This window comes from Miniphocaeibacter halophilus (assembly GCF_016458825.1).
Lineage (GTDB): Bacteria > Bacillota > Clostridia > Tissierellales > Peptoniphilaceae > Miniphocaeibacter > Miniphocaeibacter halophilus.
Genome location: NZ_CP066744.1, coordinates 899,909 through 919,664, shown reverse-complemented (window position 1 = coordinate 919,664; position 19,756 = coordinate 899,909). Strand labels below are relative to the sequence as shown.

Below are 19,756 nucleotides of genomic sequence, written 5' to 3'. Positions count from 1 at the left end.
TTAGGAGGATAAATGGGAAAATTAACAGGGTTAAAACCGGAAAGGGTATTTTATTATTTTGAGGAATTAACAAAAATTCCAAGGTGTAGTTATAATGAAAAGGCTGTAAGTGATTATTTAAAATCCCTAGGAGAAAAATTAGGTCTGGAAACTATACAGGATGAAAGTTTAAATATAATAATGAAAAAACCTGCCAGCCAAGGATATGAAAATTCTGAAGGAATAGTAATTCAAAGTCATATGGACATGGTTTGTGAAAAAGAGGAAGGTTCAAACCATAATTTTAAATGCGATCCATTGGAAATATTTGTTGAAGGTGATTTAATAAAGGCAAATAAGACTACCCTAGGTGGAGATGATGGTATAGGTGTAGCAATGGGACTGGCACTAATGGAAGACGATGACTTAAAACATCCTAAAATGGAATTAGTAGTTACAGTAGAAGAAGAAGTTAAAATGACCGGTGCCTTTAATTTGTCGGACAAAATTTTAGAAGGAAGAAAATTAATTAATATCGATTCAGATGAAGAAGGAATACTTACAATGGGCTCTGCCGGTGGTGAAGCAATAGATATAAACCTGCCCTTAAATTTTAAAGAGGTGGAAAATTCCATTAATTATAAAATTGATATTTCCGGCCTACTTGGAGGCCATTCAGGAATGGAAATAGCTAATGGTAAGGGTAATGCCATTAGAATATTAAGTGAAGTTTTAGATGAAATATATAAAAAAGTAGAATTTAAACTAGTAGGTGTTTCCGGTGGTACTAAGGACAATGCAATACCAAGGGAGGCAAATGGAATTATTTCCATAGATGATTTTAATGAAAATATTCTATTGGAAAACTTGGAAAATATAAAAAATATTGTTAAGGAAAACAATAAAAACATTGAAGGGGATTTAAATATTAATATAGAAAAAGTTAATAAATCTACAAAAGCAATGTCTAAAAAGAATACGGAAGATATTTTATATCTTTTAAAAAATATTCATATTGGACCTTTTACTATGATTCCCGGAAATGAAAAAATTGTTGAAAGTTCTGCAAATTTAGCTCTTGTAAAAACAGGTGAAGAAATATTTTCCATTAGGATTTCTGAAAGAAGTTCATCTCCTAAGTCTATGGAAAAATTAAGAAATACTATTATTGAGGTTGCAAATAAAACAGATGCTAAACTAACTACTGGAGATAATTATCCTGCATGGGAGTATAAGCCGGTATCGGAATTAAGGGAAACGGCAGTAAAGGTCTACAAGGAATTATTTAACAAGGATTTAGTAACAACTGTAATACACGCCGGTCTTGAATGTGGAATATTAAATGAGAAATATCCTGACATGGATATAATTTCAGTAGGACCAAATATGAGATTTATTCATACACCTAATGAGGAATTATCTATTTCTTCAACAGAAAGGGTTTATGAATTTGTAAGAAAATTAATAGAGGAATCTAAGTAGGAAGAGGGGAGTTCCCCCTCTTTTATAATGTAAAATTAAGCTATTTTCGAAGCAATAATTCCTATTATCCATAAATGCATTGGATAAAAAACATAGAAAAAATATTTTGTGAACCTTGTATTTTTTCCTCTTTTTCCATTATAGAGATGGAAAAATGGAATACCGGCAGCAAAAAATAATAAATCTGAAAAATTGCCTATACTAATTAAGATTTCTCTCATATTTCCTTGAGATATTATACTTGTATCCACTAAATAAAAAATCATTAAAATTATAAAAACAGCTGTTATTATTAGGCATATAAAATCTCGTTTTAAAGGATTATTTCTATTAATATAAACAATTAACATAAGGATTATAATCATATAACCGCCTTCGGTAAACATTCCTAGAATAATTGTTCCTAATATTAATAAAATTCCTAAAAGAGAATTACCCTTATTAAAAACTCCTTCTAAAATATAAAGGGCTGTTACACCTAAGGCAAGGGATAGGAACATGCTATTATAAACAAAAAATTCCGGCTTTTTAATAATAAGATTATTAATTGCCATATTTCCAACAAACATAATAATTCCTGCTAAATACAGTCTTTTAATATAATCTTCTCGCTTTCTAGTGTGTATAAAACCCTGTACTGACAGAAAAGCAAATACGGCAGCAACCGGCCTACTTATAAAATGAAAAAATGCTTGCCACTCTATAGGAATAAAATAACCTATATGGTCCAAGACCATAAGAAATGCCATTAAAAATTTCAAACTTGTTCCTGTCATTTTAAAAATCCTTTCTAAATATTCATATGATTTAATTATATGTATAATTTTAGCATATATATATTAATTATATTTACAATAGATTGTTATTTATTTTATATATAATAGATATTATGATAGAATTATGTCATAGTAGTAGAGATTTAGGAGGTATGTAATGAAGAAAAAATTGTATAAATTAATATCGTTATTGCTTGTAGTTTCAATGTTTTTTACAGCATGTAACAAAAAGGAAAGTAATGAAGAAACAAAAGGTGAAGAATTAGGAGAAAGACCAAGACTAGAGGACGATTTTTATGAATATGTAAACTACGACTGGTTAAAGAATAACGAAATTCCAGCAGATAAAGCTTCAATAGGCTATATGGAACAAATTCAAGAAAATATAGACGCTAATTTAAAGGAAGAATTAGATAAACTATTAAAAGTGGAAAATATTGAAGATCCTATAAAAAACGAAATGATTAAGCTTTATAAGATGTTGTTGGATTTTGATAATATCGATAAACTAGGAACTAAACCTTTAGAACCTTATTTAAAGGATATTGAAAAAATTCAAACAATAGAGGATTTAAATAATTCTTTAATAGATTGGCAAAATGGTCTAAATATACAAAATACTATTTTAGAATTTTCCATAGATACTAATACAAAAGATGTTACTAAAAAAAGTATCTATTTAGGATTTGCATCTTCTATGTTACCTGACAAAAGCCTTTATGAAAAAGACAATGAACAAGGTGAACAGATTTTAGAATTGTACAAAGAGGCAATGAGTAAGGTCCTAACAAAGTTTGGTTTAAATGAAAAAGATGCAGAAAGAAAAGTTGAAAATATGTTAGCGGTAGATAGAAGAATTGCTGAAAGCGAGCTAACAGCAGAAGAGTATAGTGATGATGAGAAATCCTATAACTTAGTTTCTAAGGAGGATTTAGAGAGTAAATATAAAAGCTCACTGGATTTAGTTAGAATAATGAAAGAAACAATGCCTGTTGAAAGCGACTCCATAGAAGTAACCGATATAAACATGTTAAGTAATTTAGATAAGATTTTTGATCCGGAAAAACTGGAGGAGACTAAGGATTGGCTATATGTTTCTACTATAATTTCTAAAAAACAGTTATTACCTAATGATATTAGGGGAATAATGATAGAGTTTGAAAATACTATATCCGGAACAGTTCCAAAGGAAAACGAAAGAGAGGAAGCTGTCTTTAAAATTATAAATGACACATTCGGCTTTGCCTTGGGAGAAATTTATGTGGAAAATAATTTTAGTCAAAAAGCTAAAGAAGATGTAGAAGAAATGACTAAAAATATTATTGAAAAATACAAGGAAAGATTAAAAAATAACGAATGGCTAAGTGAAGAAACTAAAGCAGGAGCCTTGAAAAAATTAGACTCAATGGCAATAAAAATTGGTTATCCTGAAAAATTACCGGAATATTATTCCTTGTATAAGATAGATGAAAATAAAGATATTATAGAAAATATGGCATTGTTGGGAAAAGTGGACAAAGAGTACTCAATAGCAAAATTCGATGAGCCTGTAGATAGAAGTGAATGGGAAATGAAGCCTCAAGAATTAAACGCATACTATAGTCCTTCATCTAATGACATAAATTTCCCTGCAGGAATATTACAAGCTCCTTTCTATAGCCTAGAACAAACAGTTAGTGAAAACTATGGAGGTATTGGTGTTGTTATAGGTCACGAAATGTCCCATGCATTTGACACAAATGGCTCCCTATATGATGAAATTGGTAATATGAGAAACTGGTGGACTGAAAAGGATTACGAAGAGTTTCAAAAAAAAGCAGATAAAGTTATAGAATCCTTTGATGGATTAGACTATATGGGTGAAAAAATTAATGGTAAATTAACCGTATCTGAAAATATTGCCGACTTAAGTGGTATAGCTGTTTCCTTAGAAGTAGCTAAAACAGAAAAAGATTTTAACGCCAAAGAATATTTTGAAAACTATGCTAATATTTGGGCAGGTAAAACTAGACCTGAATTAATAAAGATACAATTAGCTACAGACGAACATTCCCCAAATAAAGCAAGGGTGAATAATCAAGTAGTAAATTTTGATGAATTTTTCGAAACTTATAATATTAAAAAAGGCGATAAAATGTGGAGAGAAAAAGAAGATAGATTAAGTGTTTGGTAAAAAACTATAAAAAATCCGTTAGATTTTCTAACGGATTTTTTTATGTTGTTAAAATTATTTAATTACCAAGTTTTCGTTTCTAGGTATTTATTTACCCTACTATTGGATTCTTCAATAATATTTTTGTCATAACCTATTTTTTCCAAAAGGTTTATTGCATTTCTAGTTATTACGGCACCTTTCTTTACCTTATAGTCAAAGCTCAAGTCCCCATTGGACTTATTTTCTGCAAAATGATAATTTGTATAATTTTTAGAAAGTATTTCAGAAAGTTCAATATCGTGAGTGGCAATTAATTTAAAGGAATTATAATCTGCAATTTTTTCTAAAATAGTTGAAGATGCAGCAATTCTTTCAATGGTGTTTGTACCTCTTAGAATTTCATCAATTAGGCAAATACAGTATTTGTCTTCAATAGTATCCAATATTCTCTTTAGGGAGATAATCTCCTTCATAAAGTAACTATTGCCTTCAAGAACATCGTCCTTTATAGCCATAGAGGATATAATAAATATCGGCTTGTAGGTAAATTCCCTTGCACAAATAGTTCCTGTTGTTTGTGCTAGTAGTAAATTTACGCCTATTGCCTTTATAAAAGTCGATTTGCCGGATGCATTTGAACCGGTTATTACTATGTTTTTTTCTAAATTTAAGGAGTTAGCAACAGCATTTTCAACAAGTGGATGGTAAATGTCCTTAAATTCTATTTTTTCTTCATTTACAACATTTCCTTTACAAACATAGGGAAGGGTTAATTCGAAATTTGCTGTTGAAATTGCTACTTCAATTTCACAAATGGCTTTAATAATTTCTCTAAACTCATTATTATATTTTTCTATATCTTTGGAAATTGAGCCTGTTACTAAAACGCCGGAAAGAAAAATTAAATTTATAAATTTTAATAAAGTTTCTTCTAAGGTTACAGCATTTGATTCTAAGGTATTATAATAATTCCTGTATTTTTTAAATCTCTTAAAAGAATTAGCATATTTATTTAAATATTCGTTTAAACTCCTGTTATTTAACTTTTTTAAATTATTATAAAGGGATAGGATTTTAATAAAATACTTACAATACTCAGAAATATCCTGTATCATTTGGCTATTTTTAATATAAATACTAATATTGGTTATTATGGAAACAAGTAAAAGTATTAAAAATATTGGATTTTGTAAAAAAAGAAAGAGTACTATAAACACCAAGGGTAAAATTGAAAATAGGTAGTAAATTTTATTTTCTACAAAATCACTTTTAAAATCCTTGTAGTAAAAATCGGCAAAAGTTGGAAGGTAGAGTCTACCTAGACGGTTAAATTCGTACATTGTTTTAGAAGATAAGTCCTTGTTGTTCTTAAATATCTCCTTAAGTTTTTGCCTATTTTCAAATATTTCTTTACTTGGCTTAGTATTATGTAATTCCATGTAAAAATATTCTTTTCCTATAGAAGAACGACAAACATTCATTTTTTTAAAGATTTCATCTAAATCTAAATCATTCCAGGTAATATTATCAATAAAATCTTCATTAGGCTCAAATTTTTGGGATGTTTTCAAAAATTCAGCTATATCATCAAGGGAATAGTCTGTGTTAGTAGGATTTTTCCCCCAGCTATTTAAATAAAATTTAATTAATCTTCTTTTATTTACTTGCATACTGACATAAACCAGTATGGATACAGTAACTAAGCCTATTACAACATATAATAAAGTTTTGTTCATAAGAACCTCCCTTTTAAGATTAAGTATAGAATAGCATATAAATTAATTAAATTTTAGTGAAAAATGGTTAATATAATATTTTTAGTATTTAAATTGGAAAAACAATTTTTAACATTATAAAAAAACTGTAGATTATTTCTTTCTAATTTTATTGTTGAAAGCCCTAAGCTATGATAAAATTTCATAACTAGGGGGTTTTTTAGTGAGTATTTTAACTGTTAGGAATTTAAGCCACAGCTACGGTGGTAGAGATATATTAAAAAATGTAAATTTTATTTTAAACAAGGGAGAACATGTTGGTCTTGTTGGGCCAAATGGAGAAGGGAAAAGCTCCTTTATGAATATTGTTACAGGCAAACTTATACCTGATGATGGTGAAATAGAATGGGCCAAAAGGGTGAGGATTGGATACTTGGATCAACATGCTTCGCTGGATATGGATAAAACCGTTAGGTATGTTTTACAAGATGCTTTTTCATATCTTTATGATATTGAAAAGGAAATAAATGAATCCTATGAAAAAATGGCTACAGCTTCTGAAGATGAAATGAATAAATTATTAGAGGAAGTTGGAGAATTACAAGAAATTTTAGAACAGCAGGATTTTTACTTAATAGATTCTAAGGTAGAAGAAATAGCCAATGGAATGGGCATAGATAAAATAGGTTTAGATAAAACTATTTCTGAACTTTCAGGAGGACAAAGGTCCAAGGTCTTACTGGCGAAACTATTGTTGGAAAAGCCCGATATTTTAATGTTAGATGAGCCGACAAACTATTTAGATGAAGAGCATATTGAATGGCTTAGACGTTATTTACAAAATTATGAAAATGCCTTTTTATTAATTTCCCACGATATTGCCTTTTTAAACTCTGTAATTAATTTAATCTACCATGTGGAAAATATGGAGTTAAATAGATATGTTGGTGACTATGATGAATTTGAAAGATTAAGGGATATTAAGAAGAAGCAATTAGAAGCTGCCTATAAAAAACAGCAACAGGAAATTGCCGACTTAGAGGATTTTGTTGCAAGGAATAAGGCAAGGGTAGCAACAAGAAATATGGCCATGTCCAGACAGAAAAAACTGGATAAAATGGAAAAAATAGAACTTGTAAGGGATAAGGTAAAGCCGGTCTTTAATTTTTTAGAATATTCAGCAACAGGCAAGGTTATTTTTGAAACGAATAATTTAGTAATTGGCTACAACAAACCCTTGACCAAGCCTTTAAGTTTAAGAATGGAAAGGGGAAATAGAATAGCCATTGTTGGAGAAAATGGACTTGGAAAGACAACCTTAATAAAAACTATTTTAGGAATGGTGGAACCTTTAGCGGGAACAGTAGAATTAGGACAAAATTTGAAAATTGGGTATTTTAAACAGGAAGAGGATTTTGGCAATGAAAATACCTGTATAGAGGAAATGTGGGAAGAATTTCCTTCATGGGAGCAATTTGCTGTAAGGGCAGCTTTAGCCAAGTCCGGCTTAATGACAAAACATATAGAGTCTAAGATTCATGTTCTAAGCGGTGGAGAGCAGGCGAAAGTTAGGCTTACTAAAATATTAAACAAGGAAACGAATATTTTAGTTCTTGATGAACCGACAAATCATTTAGACGTAGATGCAAAAGAAGAATTAAAAAGAGCCTTAAAAGAATACAAGGGCGGAATATTTTTAGTTTCCCATGAAAAAGAATTCTATGAGGAAATAGCAACGGAAATATGGAATATGGAAGATTTTAGGGCATGATTTAAATAAAGACTAACTATATGAAGTCAAGTAAAAAAGATAAATTACGCAGACAATTAAATATCTAAAAATAGGCACACAAAAAATAAGTTATCAACAATAGAAATTATAAAAACACTATTGTGGAACAAACTCTAAATCGTTAATTAACAAATAGTGAAGAACTCTAATAAGTTTTTTAGCAACATGAGTAATAGCAACATTATGACACTTACCTTCACTGCGTTTCTTTTGGTAATAGTTTTTAAAGTTGTTATCTCTCATAGAAATTAGCCTAGCGGCTTGTAATAAAGCCCATCTTAAGTAAGGTGAACCTCGCTTTACCATAGAAACATTACTGGCTCTAAAATTACCGGATTGGTAGGTAGAAGGATCGAGCCCTGCAAAAGCTACAAGCTTTGAAGAAGAAGAAAATCTATGGATATCACCTATCTCCGATAAGATAATAGAACCTAGATTATATGAGATACCAGGTATAGTCAAAATAGGACTTTGAACATTCTCCATAATTGATTTTATCTCATTATCAAGTAATATAAGCTCCTCTTCGATATCATTGATTAGACGGATAGTTTGCTTAAGTTCAAAACTTAAAGCTCTACTATCAGAACCAATAGAGTTTTTAGCAGAGTTTTTGATATCAATTGCTTTAGCCTTGGAATACTTGCCCTTAGAATTTTTCTTAAGGATATTAGTAAACTTAGTAAGGTGAGCATCAGCTATTAATTTAAGAGATGGAAACTCATAAAGAATAGCCATAGTAGATTTTTGATTAATAGAATACAGACAATCAGTAATCTCAGGAAACATAATTTCAACAAGGCGGTTTAAAGAAACCTTTAGCTTAGAAGATTGTTCCCTAAGACGTTTTCTATGTCTAGTTAATGACTTTAACTCCAAAATCTGATAATCTAGATTAGAGTGGGGTTTTAAGTCAGGATTACTTAGCATAGAAGCAATACACTTAGCATCAACCTTATCGGTTTTAGTCTTTCTAAGCGTTAGAGCTTTTCTGAAAAGACTAGTTTGAAGCGGATTGAGGATAATGGGTGGGTAACCATTGCTGTTAAGAAAATTAGCGATATTAATGCTATAATGTCCAGTGGCTTCAAGCCCCACTTTTACAATTTCATCAGTAGAAGGAATAGAATCAATTAGATACTTAAAACCTTCAATAGAATTAGGAATAGTAAAAACATCCTTGATAACAGTACCATCAGAATGAACAATAAAACAATCATGCTTATTTTTAGAAACATCGATACCAACATATATCATAAAAAATCACCTCAATTAAATTTGTTGTGTTTTCCACATAGGCTATGTTGTGTATCCTTGTTCTAGATAAAACGTCTAGCGTTATCTAACTAATAAACAATAAAACATAGATATGTGGTTGGAGACTTAATTAAATAGTCGAACTATAGGAGTAAAAACCAATCCACAACATTATGTTTATTATATATAAAACATAAAAAACAATGAACTATAGTTGACTTAGTTCATTATACAAGGAGTAAATATGAAATTATTATTTATAATTATACTTATTTTAATATTAGTAATATCTTTTATTTTACTCCTTAAGGGCAAGGGAAAGCCTGTTAAATTATTAGATGAAAATAATAAACCCTATGAAAATGGAATTTCTACTAGGGAGAAAATTTTACTAAATGGAGTAGAGCAATATATTTTTATAGTTGGTAAAAACAAAAACAATCCTATACTTTTGTTTTTACATGGAGGACCTGGTTTTCCGGAATTACCCTTGGCCTATAATAATGGAACGGATAAACAGCTGGAAGATAAATTTACAGTTTGTTATTGGGAACAAAGAGGAGCTGGTCTTAGCTATAGCTCTAAAGAAGACATAAAGAAATTAACAGTAGAAGATATAGTAGATGATGGAATAGAGTTAAGCAATTATTTAAGGAAAAGATTTAATCAAGAAAAAATATATCTTATGGGTCATTCATGGGGAACTTTTTTAGGAATAAAAATATTGTGGGAAAAGCCGGAATATTTTAAAGGCTATTTTGGAATAGGACAAATATCGGATCAAACCCTGTCTGAAAGTATGGGATATGTGAGACTTTTACAAAGTGCAGAAAAAAAGAAAAATAATATTGTTTTTAAAAAGGCTAGGAAAAATAAATATTAATGCTTTAAATTTTTTAGATATTGGATACTTGGAGCTTATGTATAAAAGATGGTTAAATAAGGGGAATATTGGTATTCAAAACAATCAATTTAGATATATTTTCAAAGTAGTAAAGGACAGAATACTCTTTAGCGGCTATTCTTTTTCAGACACCTTTAAATATATTAAGGGAATGTATTATTCTTCCAAATATATATTGCCGCTTATTTATGAGGAGAATTTAATGCAGAAGTATTATGAGTTTGAACTACCAATGTATTTTTTTCATGGAATATATGATAATTTAGTTTCCTATGAACTAGCCTATGAATACTATGAGAAAATAAAAGCACCTAAGAAGGAGTTTTTCACCTTCTATTTGTCAGAACATTCGCCACAAGTTGAAGAGGCTGAAAAATTTACGAAGGAAGTTTTTTATCTTTTAGATAAATTAGAAAATAATGCAGAAAATATTAGGGATAAGAATGCAGGAAAATATTGTAATTAGAAATTTTAAAGAAGAAGATTTAAATATTATTATGGAGATTTGGTTAAGTTCCAATTTAGAAGCCCACAGTTTTATAGATGAAAAGTATTGGAAGGAAAACTTTCAATATGTTAAAAAAATACTTCCAAAGGCAAATATAAAAGTTGCTATGTTGGATAATAAAATAGTTGGTTTTATTGGAATAGTAAATTCTTATATAGCAGGGATTTTTATTAGTAAAAAGTTCAGAAACTTAGGAATTGGAAAATTATTATTACAAGAGGCCAAGGAAAACTATAAGAGGCTTTCCCTAGATGTATATAGGAAAAACGAAAGGGCCTATAAATTCTATTTAGATAATGGATTTATTGTCAAAGAAGAAAAAATCGACAAAGTAAATAATGAAATTGAATATTTTATGGTATATGAGAAAAATCATAGAAGGCATTAAAACATTTTGTTTTAGTGCTTTTTTTATGAAAAATTGTAAGGATTTTGTAATTTGACAATGCGGTCTAATAGTGTTAGACTAAAACCAACAAATAAGTCTAACGCCTGTAGACTAAAGGAGGAAGTTATGGCAGATTACAAATTAGGTTTAATGGAAATGAAATTTGCTGAATTAATTTGGCAACATGAGCCAATTGCTTCAGGAGAATTAGTTAAATTATGTAAAAAGGAATTTGAATGGAAAAAATCCACAACCTACACAATGTTAAAACGTTTAATAGAAAAGGAAATCTTTCAAAATAATAATAGTCAGGTAACATCCCTAATAAGCTTAGAGGAATTTAAGGCAAAACAAAGTGAAGAATTTATAGAAGAAGAATTTGAAGGGTCCCTACCTAAATTTCTAACAGCCTTTACTTCAAAAAACAAATTAACAGAAAAAGAAATTGCAGAACTACAAAAATTAATTGATGAAAATAGGAGTTAATTATGAATATACAAGAAATATTCTTAGAAATATTAAACATGTCCTTTGTAGCATCTTTCATAATAGGAATCGTAATTATAGCAAGATTTTTATTAAAGAGATTTCCCAAAATATTTTCCTATATTTTATGGCTTCCGGTATTAATAAGACTGTTAATTCCATTTTCAATAGAAGGGCTGTTTTCCTTAATACCAGTAAATAATAAGCCTATTCCAAGTAATATAGTTTATAACAGTTCTGCAAGAATAAACACAGGAATAAATATAGTAGACAAGACTGTAAATAGGCCGGTAGAAAATCAAATAAAGGAAGTTCCTATAGCTCTTGTAGAAAATCCAATAGACTATAGGGAAATAATAACCTATGTCCTTATAGGAATTTGGCTTATAGGTGTGGCTTTTATGATAATAAAGGCAATAATATCAGCTATAAAACTAAGGAAAAAACTAGTTGGCTCAATAAAATTAAGGGAAAATATTTATTTATCCGATTATATTAATACAGCCTTTGTAGTTGGAATAAGAAGACCGAAAATTTACCTACCATCCTATATGGAAAATAAAGAATATATTATTTTACATGAACAGGTACATATTAAAAGATGGGATAATATTATAAAAATTTTAGCCTACATTGCCCTTTCAATTCACTGGTTTAATCCTTTGGTTTGGCTGGCCTTTGTTTTATCAACAAACGATATGGAGCTATCCTGTGACGAAAAGGTTATGAAAAACATGAATAAGGAAATAAAAGCGGATTATGCTCAAACACTTTTAAATATATCTACAGGCATAAGAAAAATTAGTGGAGTATCCATTAACTTTGGTGAAGAAGATGTTAAAGAAAGGGTGGAGAATATTATGAAACACAAGAAGGCTAGGAAATGGAAAATAATATTGGCAACAATACTTTCTTTAATAGTATTAGTTGGATGTTTTGGAAATAATGAGAAAAGTTATATTTCAAATATTAAAGATAAAGAAATTCAAGAATTTGGCTCCTTACCATATGTTATATATGGAGATGATAATCAAGTAATATTTTATGATATTGTAACTGGTATTGTATTTTATGATTTAAAAGACTCTAAAGTTACCAATAGAATAGAGTATGATGAATTGGTTAAGACATATAAGGATAAGGAAACAGTAGGAATAGAAGGGGTTTCCAAAGATTTTAAAAAAATATATAGCTTTGCTTATAACGATATATTAGAAACTTCATATTATGAATATGAAATTTCTACAGGTACTACTAAAGAGCGTAGAGAAGGAGAACTTGATTTACCGGATTTTAATAGCCATGATGATTATGTATTTAGATTTTCAGAAGATGGTAAAAGAAGAAAATATAAGGATATAGAATTATTGGTTTACAATGGTGATGAAAAAACAAAGTATAAAGTATTTGGAGAACCTTCAGATACAAAAACATATGAAGATATTGAAAATGAAATATTAGGTAAAAAAATTTCAAAGGATATAAATAATATAGATATAGAAAAAGATATGATATGGTTATTTGGTTCTCCTAATTTATTATATGGAGATAAGGAAAAAGCTATCATAACAGGTTATTTTGGGTTAGTGATTTACGATTTAAATAATTCAAAAGAAAGTAAAATTATACCTCTTGAAATATTAGAGGACATTGTTCCTCAGAAACCTAATTTTACAATTGTAAAAGTGTCAAAGGATGGAAATAGAGTTTATTTTGGAAAGGAAATGAACTTAGAAGAAGGACAAAGATATCTTTTGGCAGAAGATGAGATGAGCAAGTATGGAGAATTTACCCATGTATATAATGTAGAAAAAGATAAATTAGAAAAAGTTTCAACTCAACCAAAGAGTTTTTTTGAAAGTAGAACATCTTATACAGAAGAACAAATAAAAATAATGGAAGAAATTGCTATGAATACGTCTGGAGGAATGGTTGAACTAGATAATTCGTTTATGTTTTTAGGTGGAAAATATATAAATCCAGGAAATGAAGATGCAACGCTGGAAATAGTAATTCATAACTATAAAACTGAAGAAAATAAAGTATATAAGATTTTTGAATAGGTGATGTATGAGAATAATAAATATTAGAAAAGAACCAAACTATAAGGATCTTGCCATAAAATATTTTCAGGATAAATGGGCAAGTAAAGAAAGTTTAATGGTTTATGATGATTGTATAAATAGGAGTGTAAAGACAAAAAATCCCCTACCAATTTGGTATTTACTAGAGGATAAGGGTGAGATTATAGGCTCTTGTGGACTAGTAACAAATGATTTTATTTCCTGTATGGATTTATACCCTTGGTTTGTTGCTCTTTACATTGAAGAAAGTAAAAGAGGCAAAGCTTTAGGTAGGTTATTAATAGAAGAGTGTATAAAGGAAACAAAAGAAATAGGCTTTACTTCCATCTATCTTTCAACTAACCATGTAGGATATTATGAAAAATATGGTTTTAAATACATTGGAGATGGTTATCATCCCTGGGGAGAAAGTTCAAGGGTATATGAATATAAAATTAAATAAGACAAAAGACGTTTACTGCATATGTAGTAGACGTTTTTTATTTTGCAAATAATATATACAAACTTGGTCTACTATGATAAACTAAAGATAAGAAATTGGTTTATTCTTATAGACCGAGGAGGTGTATTATGAAAAAATATAGTTTGAGTTTTAGTGAATTTAGCCTTGCAAGTATTATTTGGGACAAGGAACCAATTAAATCGGGAGAGCTTGTAAAATTAGCAAGGGAAAGGTTAGACTGGAAAAAATCAACAACCTACACTGTTCTAAGAAAGTTGGAAGAAAAGAAGATAATGGTAAATAATAAGTCCATAGTTACTTCCCTTGTAAAAAAGGAAGAAGTTCAAGGCCATGAATCAAAGGAGTTTATAAATAAAAGATTTGAAAATTCCCTACCTAGTTTTTTAACAGCTTTTATTGGAAATAATAAAATATCTGAAGAAGAAGCGGAGGAGTTAAAAAACTTAATTGACTCTTATAAGGAGGACTAAAATGAAAAACTTATTTTTAGAAGTCCTAGAATTAAGTATTAAATCTAGCTATATAATATTAATTTTCTTTGGAATAAGATTTTTAATAAGGAAATTACCTAAAATTTACTCCTATATTTTAATGGTACTAGCTTTTGTAAGACTTGTATTATTTAGGTCTATACCATCGGTTTTTAGTTTATTTAACTATGTGGAACAAAGGGATATTGTTGTAAATTATAGGAATAATATTCTTGGAGCAGTAGAGGTTGGAAGTGGACAGCAAACTTTAGAAAATATTTCTAATACTGTAAAAACTATGGAAAATACAGTTAGTTCAGTTAGTAATTTCAATATATGGAATTTACTTGGCATAATTTGGATTATGGGAATTGCTGTTTTACTTGCCTATAGTTTGTATAGCTATATTAAATTAAAAAACAAACTTACTACTGCTGTTAAAATAAAAGACAATATTTATTTAAGTGAAAATATTTCCATTCCCTTTGTATTTGGTTTTATTAAACCTAAAATATATTTTCCTCTAGAGCTAAACTTTGAAGAAAATGAATATATTTTAGAACATGAAAAAATACATATTAGAAGGAAGGATTATATAATAAAGCCAATTTGCTTTGCTATTTTAGTAGTCCATTGGTTTAACCCCTTAGTTTGGCTTTCCTACTATTTTCTTGTTCAAGATATGGAAATGTCCTGTGATGAAAAAGTAGTTGGAAAGTTTGAAGGAAAAATAAAAGTGGAATACTCTAAAAATATTTTGGATTTTGCTACAAAAAGAAATAAATACTTTATGGTCCCAATTGCTTTTTCAGAAAGTAATATAAGAAGTAGAATAAAGAATATTTTAAAGTATAGGAAATATCCTAGGTTAGTTGGAATTGTACTAGTTTTAATGTTAACTATTATAGGTTGTACAACCTTACCAAACTCTAGGGAAAGTGATCTAGTTACAAATGTAGTAGCTGAAAATAATGAACCAGATTATGAGCCTGACCATAGATATCATGAACATGAAGAGCTGGAGCAAATAAGAGATAAGGAAAAGGAAGGGTTGTATAATAATAGAACGGATTTTGAAACTGTAAACACCAGATATGGTTACGGTGATTTAAGGATGACAGATTCAATTGGAGAACATTTCTATTTACCTAGTCATGTTACCTTAGAAAGTATTATTCCAAGTGTAGATGAAAATTCAGGTGAAAATATTATTAATATTGAAGTAAAATTAGATAAATTAGCTAAGTATTTACTACCTTCCCGTAAAGATGTTGCCGATGAATATTATTTTTCAGATAATGTAGATATTGCAGAAATGAATGCTAATTTAATTTTTGTAACTATAAATGATGTGGATAAAGTTGTATTTAAATATAAGTATAACTCAGAAATAGAAGAACGGGTATTTGAACCGAAAAATAGAAATATTTTTAAAGATAATCAAAATGAAAATTCCTTTAAATATTATATTGATGAGATAGAATTTTTAAATGGTCGTGGCTATTTTAGAATTGAACAGCTTAGAATGGAAAATAATAGAATTAGAGATAATAGTTTTGGAGACATAATAGGGTACGGAGTATTCGGCTATTTGAATTTTAATTATAGAGATTATGAGGAGGATTATAGAGGTTATATTGAAGCTAGAAGTGGTGAATATAGTCAAATACCTGTAGGTATAAAAGTAGATGATAACAATATAGTTAACTATAATTATGTAGTCCATTATTCACTTTCGAAAAATGATAATGAAAAACCTAAATGGTATAGGACAGATACTATTCTAATAAAGGTAATTTTTCAAAAGGGTAGAGAAAATAGTGCCGGTGGAGACTTAGAGTATGTTAAGACTAAAAGAATGAAGGTTGATGAAGTAACTAAAAATAATTTTGACACTTTCTTTGGTAAGGGAGAGTACGAGAAATATAAGGATAAAATCAAAACCAAAAACGAGGTAGTAAAAGAAATTTTAGAAAGGGAAAACTAATAAATTAAAAAGAGGTGAAGGCCTCTTTTTTTTATGAAATTTTAGAAATTGGAAGATATTTGAAAATAATATTATATAATTATTGTATTGTCTTAATAATTTCTTAATAATTAAGTAATAAGTTTGTAAAATTTAATTGTTATTATAAAAGTACAAAGGAGAGTTAATATGAAAAGTTACAATATTTTAGTTTGTGAAGATGATGTGGCAATAGCAAATTCTATTGAAATATTTTTAAAAAATCAAAATTATAATATTTTTAAGGCTTACGATGGTTTGGAAGGACTAAAGATTTTTAAGGAAAATAAGATTGACCTAGTTATTATGGATTTAATGATGCCAAACCTTTCAGGTGAAGAGGCTATTATAAAACTAAGGGAAATTTCCTATGTTCCAATAATAATATTATCTGCAAAATCAGAGGATATGGATAAAATCACAGGTCTTAATATTGGTGCAGATGATTATATTACTAAACCATTTAATAATTTAGAATTAATTGCTAGGGTTAATTCAGCTATTAGAAGATTTTATAGTTATCAGGTGAAAAAAGTTAACGACGATATTATAGAAATTGGAGGAGTAAAGCTTAATACTCTGGAAAAGACTGCAAATGTTGATGGTAAAACAGTCCACCTTACTTCTATTGAATATGATATTTTAGAACTTTTAATGAAAAATCCCAATAGGGTTTTTTCCATTGATGAGATTTATGAAAGAATTTGGAACGAGCCTGCACTGGATTCAAAAACTGTAACAGTTCATATTAGACGAATTAGGGAAAAAATAGAAATAGACCCAAAAAATCCAATGTATATTAAGGTTGCATGGGGCTTAGGCTATAAATTTGAAGGGGATTAAGGTGACTTTTATGAACAATGAAAATAAAGGGTTTTTTAATAAATTAAGGTACACAGGTTGGGGAAGGATTTTAACCTTCATAATTATTATATTAATATCTGCTGCTGTAGGGTTTGCCATACTTGAAAGTAATACAAGTCTATCGGAAAAAGATATAACCAAAAAATATATAGAGAATGATTTTTTAATAGATTTAAATAGAAAATTAAACAGTCATGATGTTAGTATTGAAAATTTAGTAAACTATAAAATTGATTTCAAATATGAAAATGAAGAAGAGGAAGTTTTAGCAAGAGCCTTTCATGATAAAAATTTAGAAGATATTGAAGAAGACAAGGGGAACTTAATTTTTCTAAGGGGAAAATTTATCAAAGATGCCGGCTTAGAACTTGAAAATAACAATATAGAAGATGAAAATATAAAAAATCAGACAGAAGAGATGTTAAATGTATATTTTTCTGAAGCAAAACAGAACAAGGAAGTTGCTGAAACCATAAATTCATCAGATGAAGATTATTTAGATAAAGTCAGTAAGGCAAGTTCCTTTACTCCGGCAGATGAAGAAGATGCAAGGTATGTTAAGGGAGATTATGGTAGCTTTGAACCATCCACTATGGAAAGTGGGGAAATTTATGATGAAGATGGGGAGAAGTTAATAGCGAATATTGAAGATGGGGCAGGTTATTATTATCCTACAGGGGATGTAATAATCTATAATTATGATAAGTCTCCTGTCCAAGAGGCTGAATTTATTGTATCTGTTAAAGAAGCAGATGTAATAAGCAATCCTTTTATAATATACAATATAGAACGACTTGTACTACTGGGTTTTTTACCGGCAATAGCCCTAGCTGCCTTATTGGTATTAATATTTAACGCCTTAAGTGACTATGAAAAGATGAAAAATATAAAATATATTAGGTTTATGGATAGATGGTATTTGGATATTTCAATTATTTCTTGTTTTGCAATATTTACTATGATTATATTAATATTACAGGGAGTTTTTAATGAATTTTATATAAGTGGAATATTAATGACGAATTTTATTGCAAAAATAGTAGCTTTATCCCTTGCTTCAATTATGGGACTTATGCTTTTCTCCTATGGATTATTTGTTATTAAGGTTCTCTATAATAATGGAATAATTTATTCTATTAAAAACAAGACCCTTGTTGCTTGGGCAATAAGAAAAATAGTAGGACTGGCTAAAAGAATTGAAATGTTTATTAAATCCCAAATAAAGGATGTAGGAACTATAGGACTACTTGGGACTGCCTTAGTTACTCTAATCTTGGCAATGATTGTAATATTCTTTAGTGCTTTAAGAGGGAATATGAATGCATGGTTCTTTTTTGGACTAATAGCCTTAGTAGGAACCTTCCTACTAATTAAAAGCTTTGTAAAGAATATAAAAAATATTAACGACAAGTCCTCTGAAATAGCTAAGGGAAACTACGATGTTAAAGTAGATGAAACTATGCCATATTTCAAAAATATAGCCCATAATTTTAACACAATAGGAGATAATTTAACTACAGCTGTTGAGGAACAGGTTAAGGCTGAAAGAATGAGAACGGAACTTATTACAAATGTTAGCCACGACTTAAAAACTCCTTTAACATCAATTATAAACTATTCTAAAATTTTAATAGATGAAGAGGCCTCCCCTGAAGAAAAACAGGAATATGCAAAGGTAGTTTATGAAAAGTCCTTAAAATTAAAAACCTTAATTGAGGATTTATTTCAAATAAGTAAGGCGACTACTAATAATATAGAATTTGAAAAGGAAAAATTGGATTTTTCTGCCCTTACTTTACAGGGAATTGGAGAATGGAAGGATTATTTTGAAGAAAAGAACTTAACTATAGTATTTAATAAGCCGGACTATCCTATAGTTCTAGAGTTAGATGGTAACAAAACCTATAGGGTTTTAGATAATATTATGAGTAACATTTATAAATATGCCCAAGAAAACACCAGGGTGTATATGGATTTAAGGGAAAGTTTAGAAAGTGTTGAACTTACCATTAAAAATATCTCTGCCTATGAATTAAATATTTCGGCAGATGAATTAATGGAACGCTTTACAAGAGGAGACAAGTCCAGAACAACCGATGGTTCAGGTTTAGGTCTTTCAATAGCTTCTTCTTTAGTAGAAGGACAAGGTGGAAGATTCAATATAGAAATTGATGGAGATCTGTTCAAAGTAATTGTAGAGTTTCCTAAGGAATAATATAGTAAAACAAGTAACTTTTTATTAAAGTAAGTTACTTGTTTTTTTATTTACTTTAATAGTTTCAAAGACTATATTGTAATGATATTGTTAGTTTAGTATTAGACAATAATAGGTATAATAAAAGTAGAAAGAAGTTTCTTTAGTTTAATTTTTTCAAATGATAGATATGGAAGTTTAATTTCGTATCTATATATAAAGAGAGGGGGGTTA

At 29.0% G+C, this 19,756-nt stretch carries 16 protein-coding genes; 13 read left to right on the top strand and 3 right to left on the bottom strand.

All coding sequences use genetic code 11. The features are described 5' to 3' along the window. The first annotated feature begins 12 nt into the window (after positions 1-12). The gene (gene pepD, locus JFY71_RS04475) at positions 13-1,461 is read left to right on the top strand and encodes a beta-Ala-His dipeptidase (RefSeq protein WP_243661843.1); all 1,449 of its coding nucleotides are present in this window, start codon (positions 13-15) and stop codon (positions 1,459-1,461) included. A 35-nt stretch (positions 1,462-1,496) separates the two neighbouring features. Here pepD and JFY71_RS04470 read toward each other — a convergent pair whose 3' ends face one another. Next, positions 1,497-2,237 (bottom strand): TraX family protein, encoded by a 741-nt coding sequence (locus JFY71_RS04470; RefSeq protein ID WP_243661842.1) that lies wholly within the window; start codon positions 2,235-2,237, stop codon positions 1,497-1,499. A gap of 157 nt (positions 2,238-2,394) precedes the next feature. On the opposite strand from JFY71_RS04470, the gene JFY71_RS04465 reads away from it, so the two are divergent. Then, positions 2,395-4,410 (top strand): M13 family metallopeptidase, encoded by a 2,016-nt coding sequence (locus tag JFY71_RS04465; protein ID WP_243661841.1) that lies wholly within the window; start codon positions 2,395-2,397, stop codon positions 4,408-4,410. A 62-nt stretch (positions 4,411-4,472) separates the two neighbouring features. Here JFY71_RS04465 and JFY71_RS04460 read toward each other — a convergent pair whose 3' ends face one another. After that, complete coding sequence (locus JFY71_RS04460; RefSeq protein ID WP_243661840.1) at positions 4,473-6,128, bottom strand: MutS-related protein; 1,656 nt, start codon at positions 6,126-6,128, stop codon at positions 4,473-4,475. A gap of 202 nt (positions 6,129-6,330) precedes the next feature. On the opposite strand from JFY71_RS04460, the gene JFY71_RS04455 reads away from it, so the two are divergent. Continuing rightward, the gene (locus JFY71_RS04455) at positions 6,331-7,878 is read left to right on the top strand and encodes an ABC-F family ATP-binding cassette domain-containing protein (protein WP_243661839.1); all 1,548 of its coding nucleotides are present in this window, start codon (positions 6,331-6,333) and stop codon (positions 7,876-7,878) included. 117 nt (positions 7,879-7,995) lie between these two features. Here the strand turns inward: JFY71_RS04455 and JFY71_RS04450 are convergent, their stop codons facing one another. Continuing rightward, a complete protein-coding gene (locus JFY71_RS04450; protein WP_243661160.1) occupies positions 7,996-9,156 on the bottom strand; it encodes an IS110 family RNA-guided transposase in 1,161 nt (386 codons plus the stop codon). 244 nt (positions 9,157-9,400) lie between these two features. On the opposite strand from JFY71_RS04450, the gene JFY71_RS04445 reads away from it, so the two are divergent. The 10 genes from JFY71_RS04445 (at position 9,401) to JFY71_RS04400 (ending at position 19,543) form a co-directional block, all read left to right on the top strand. Then, entirely contained in the window at positions 9,401-10,039 is a 639-nt protein-coding gene (locus tag JFY71_RS04445; RefSeq protein WP_243661838.1) for an alpha/beta fold hydrolase, read from the top strand. Between the two features lie 37 nt (positions 10,040-10,076). After that, positions 10,077-10,526, top strand: coding sequence for an alpha/beta hydrolase family protein (locus JFY71_RS04440; RefSeq protein WP_243661837.1), 450 nt, complete (start codon positions 10,077-10,079; stop codon positions 10,524-10,526). Further along, positions 10,504-10,956 carry a GNAT family N-acetyltransferase gene (locus JFY71_RS04435; protein ID WP_243661836.1) on the top strand — a complete coding sequence of 151 codons (453 nt, stop codon included), beginning with the start codon at positions 10,504-10,506 and terminating at the stop codon, positions 10,954-10,956. Before JFY71_RS04440 ends, JFY71_RS04435 begins: the two co-directional genes overlap by 23 nt. Positions 10,957-11,082: 126 nt before the next feature. Further along, on the top strand, positions 11,083-11,442 hold the full coding sequence (locus JFY71_RS04430) for a BlaI/MecI/CopY family transcriptional regulator (RefSeq protein WP_243661835.1): 360 nt from the start codon (positions 11,083-11,085) through the stop codon (positions 11,440-11,442). Positions 11,443-11,444: 2 nt separating this feature from the next. Further along, a complete protein-coding gene (locus tag JFY71_RS04425) occupies positions 11,445-13,505 on the top strand; it encodes a M56 family metallopeptidase (RefSeq protein ID WP_243661834.1) in 2,061 nt (686 codons plus the stop codon). Between the two features lie 7 nt (positions 13,506-13,512). Continuing rightward, a complete protein-coding gene (locus JFY71_RS04420; RefSeq protein ID WP_243661833.1) occupies positions 13,513-13,968 on the top strand; it encodes a GNAT family N-acetyltransferase in 456 nt (151 codons plus the stop codon). A 128-nt stretch (positions 13,969-14,096) separates the two neighbouring features. Further along, positions 14,097-14,459, top strand: coding sequence for a BlaI/MecI/CopY family transcriptional regulator (locus JFY71_RS04415; protein ID WP_243661832.1), 363 nt, complete (start codon positions 14,097-14,099; stop codon positions 14,457-14,459). A gap of 1 nt (position 14,460) precedes the next feature. Continuing rightward, complete coding sequence (locus tag JFY71_RS04410; RefSeq protein WP_243661831.1) at positions 14,461-16,446, top strand: M56 family metallopeptidase; 1,986 nt, start codon at positions 14,461-14,463, stop codon at positions 16,444-16,446. A 168-nt stretch (positions 16,447-16,614) separates the two neighbouring features. After that, positions 16,615-17,307: a response regulator transcription factor gene (locus JFY71_RS04405; RefSeq protein WP_243661830.1), complete on the top strand. Its 693-nt coding sequence runs from the start codon at positions 16,615-16,617 to the stop codon at positions 17,305-17,307. A gap of 10 nt (positions 17,308-17,317) precedes the next feature. Continuing rightward, a complete protein-coding gene (locus JFY71_RS04400) occupies positions 17,318-19,543 on the top strand; it encodes a HAMP domain-containing sensor histidine kinase (RefSeq protein WP_243661829.1) in 2,226 nt (741 codons plus the stop codon). Positions 19,544-19,756: the final 213 nt, after the last annotated feature.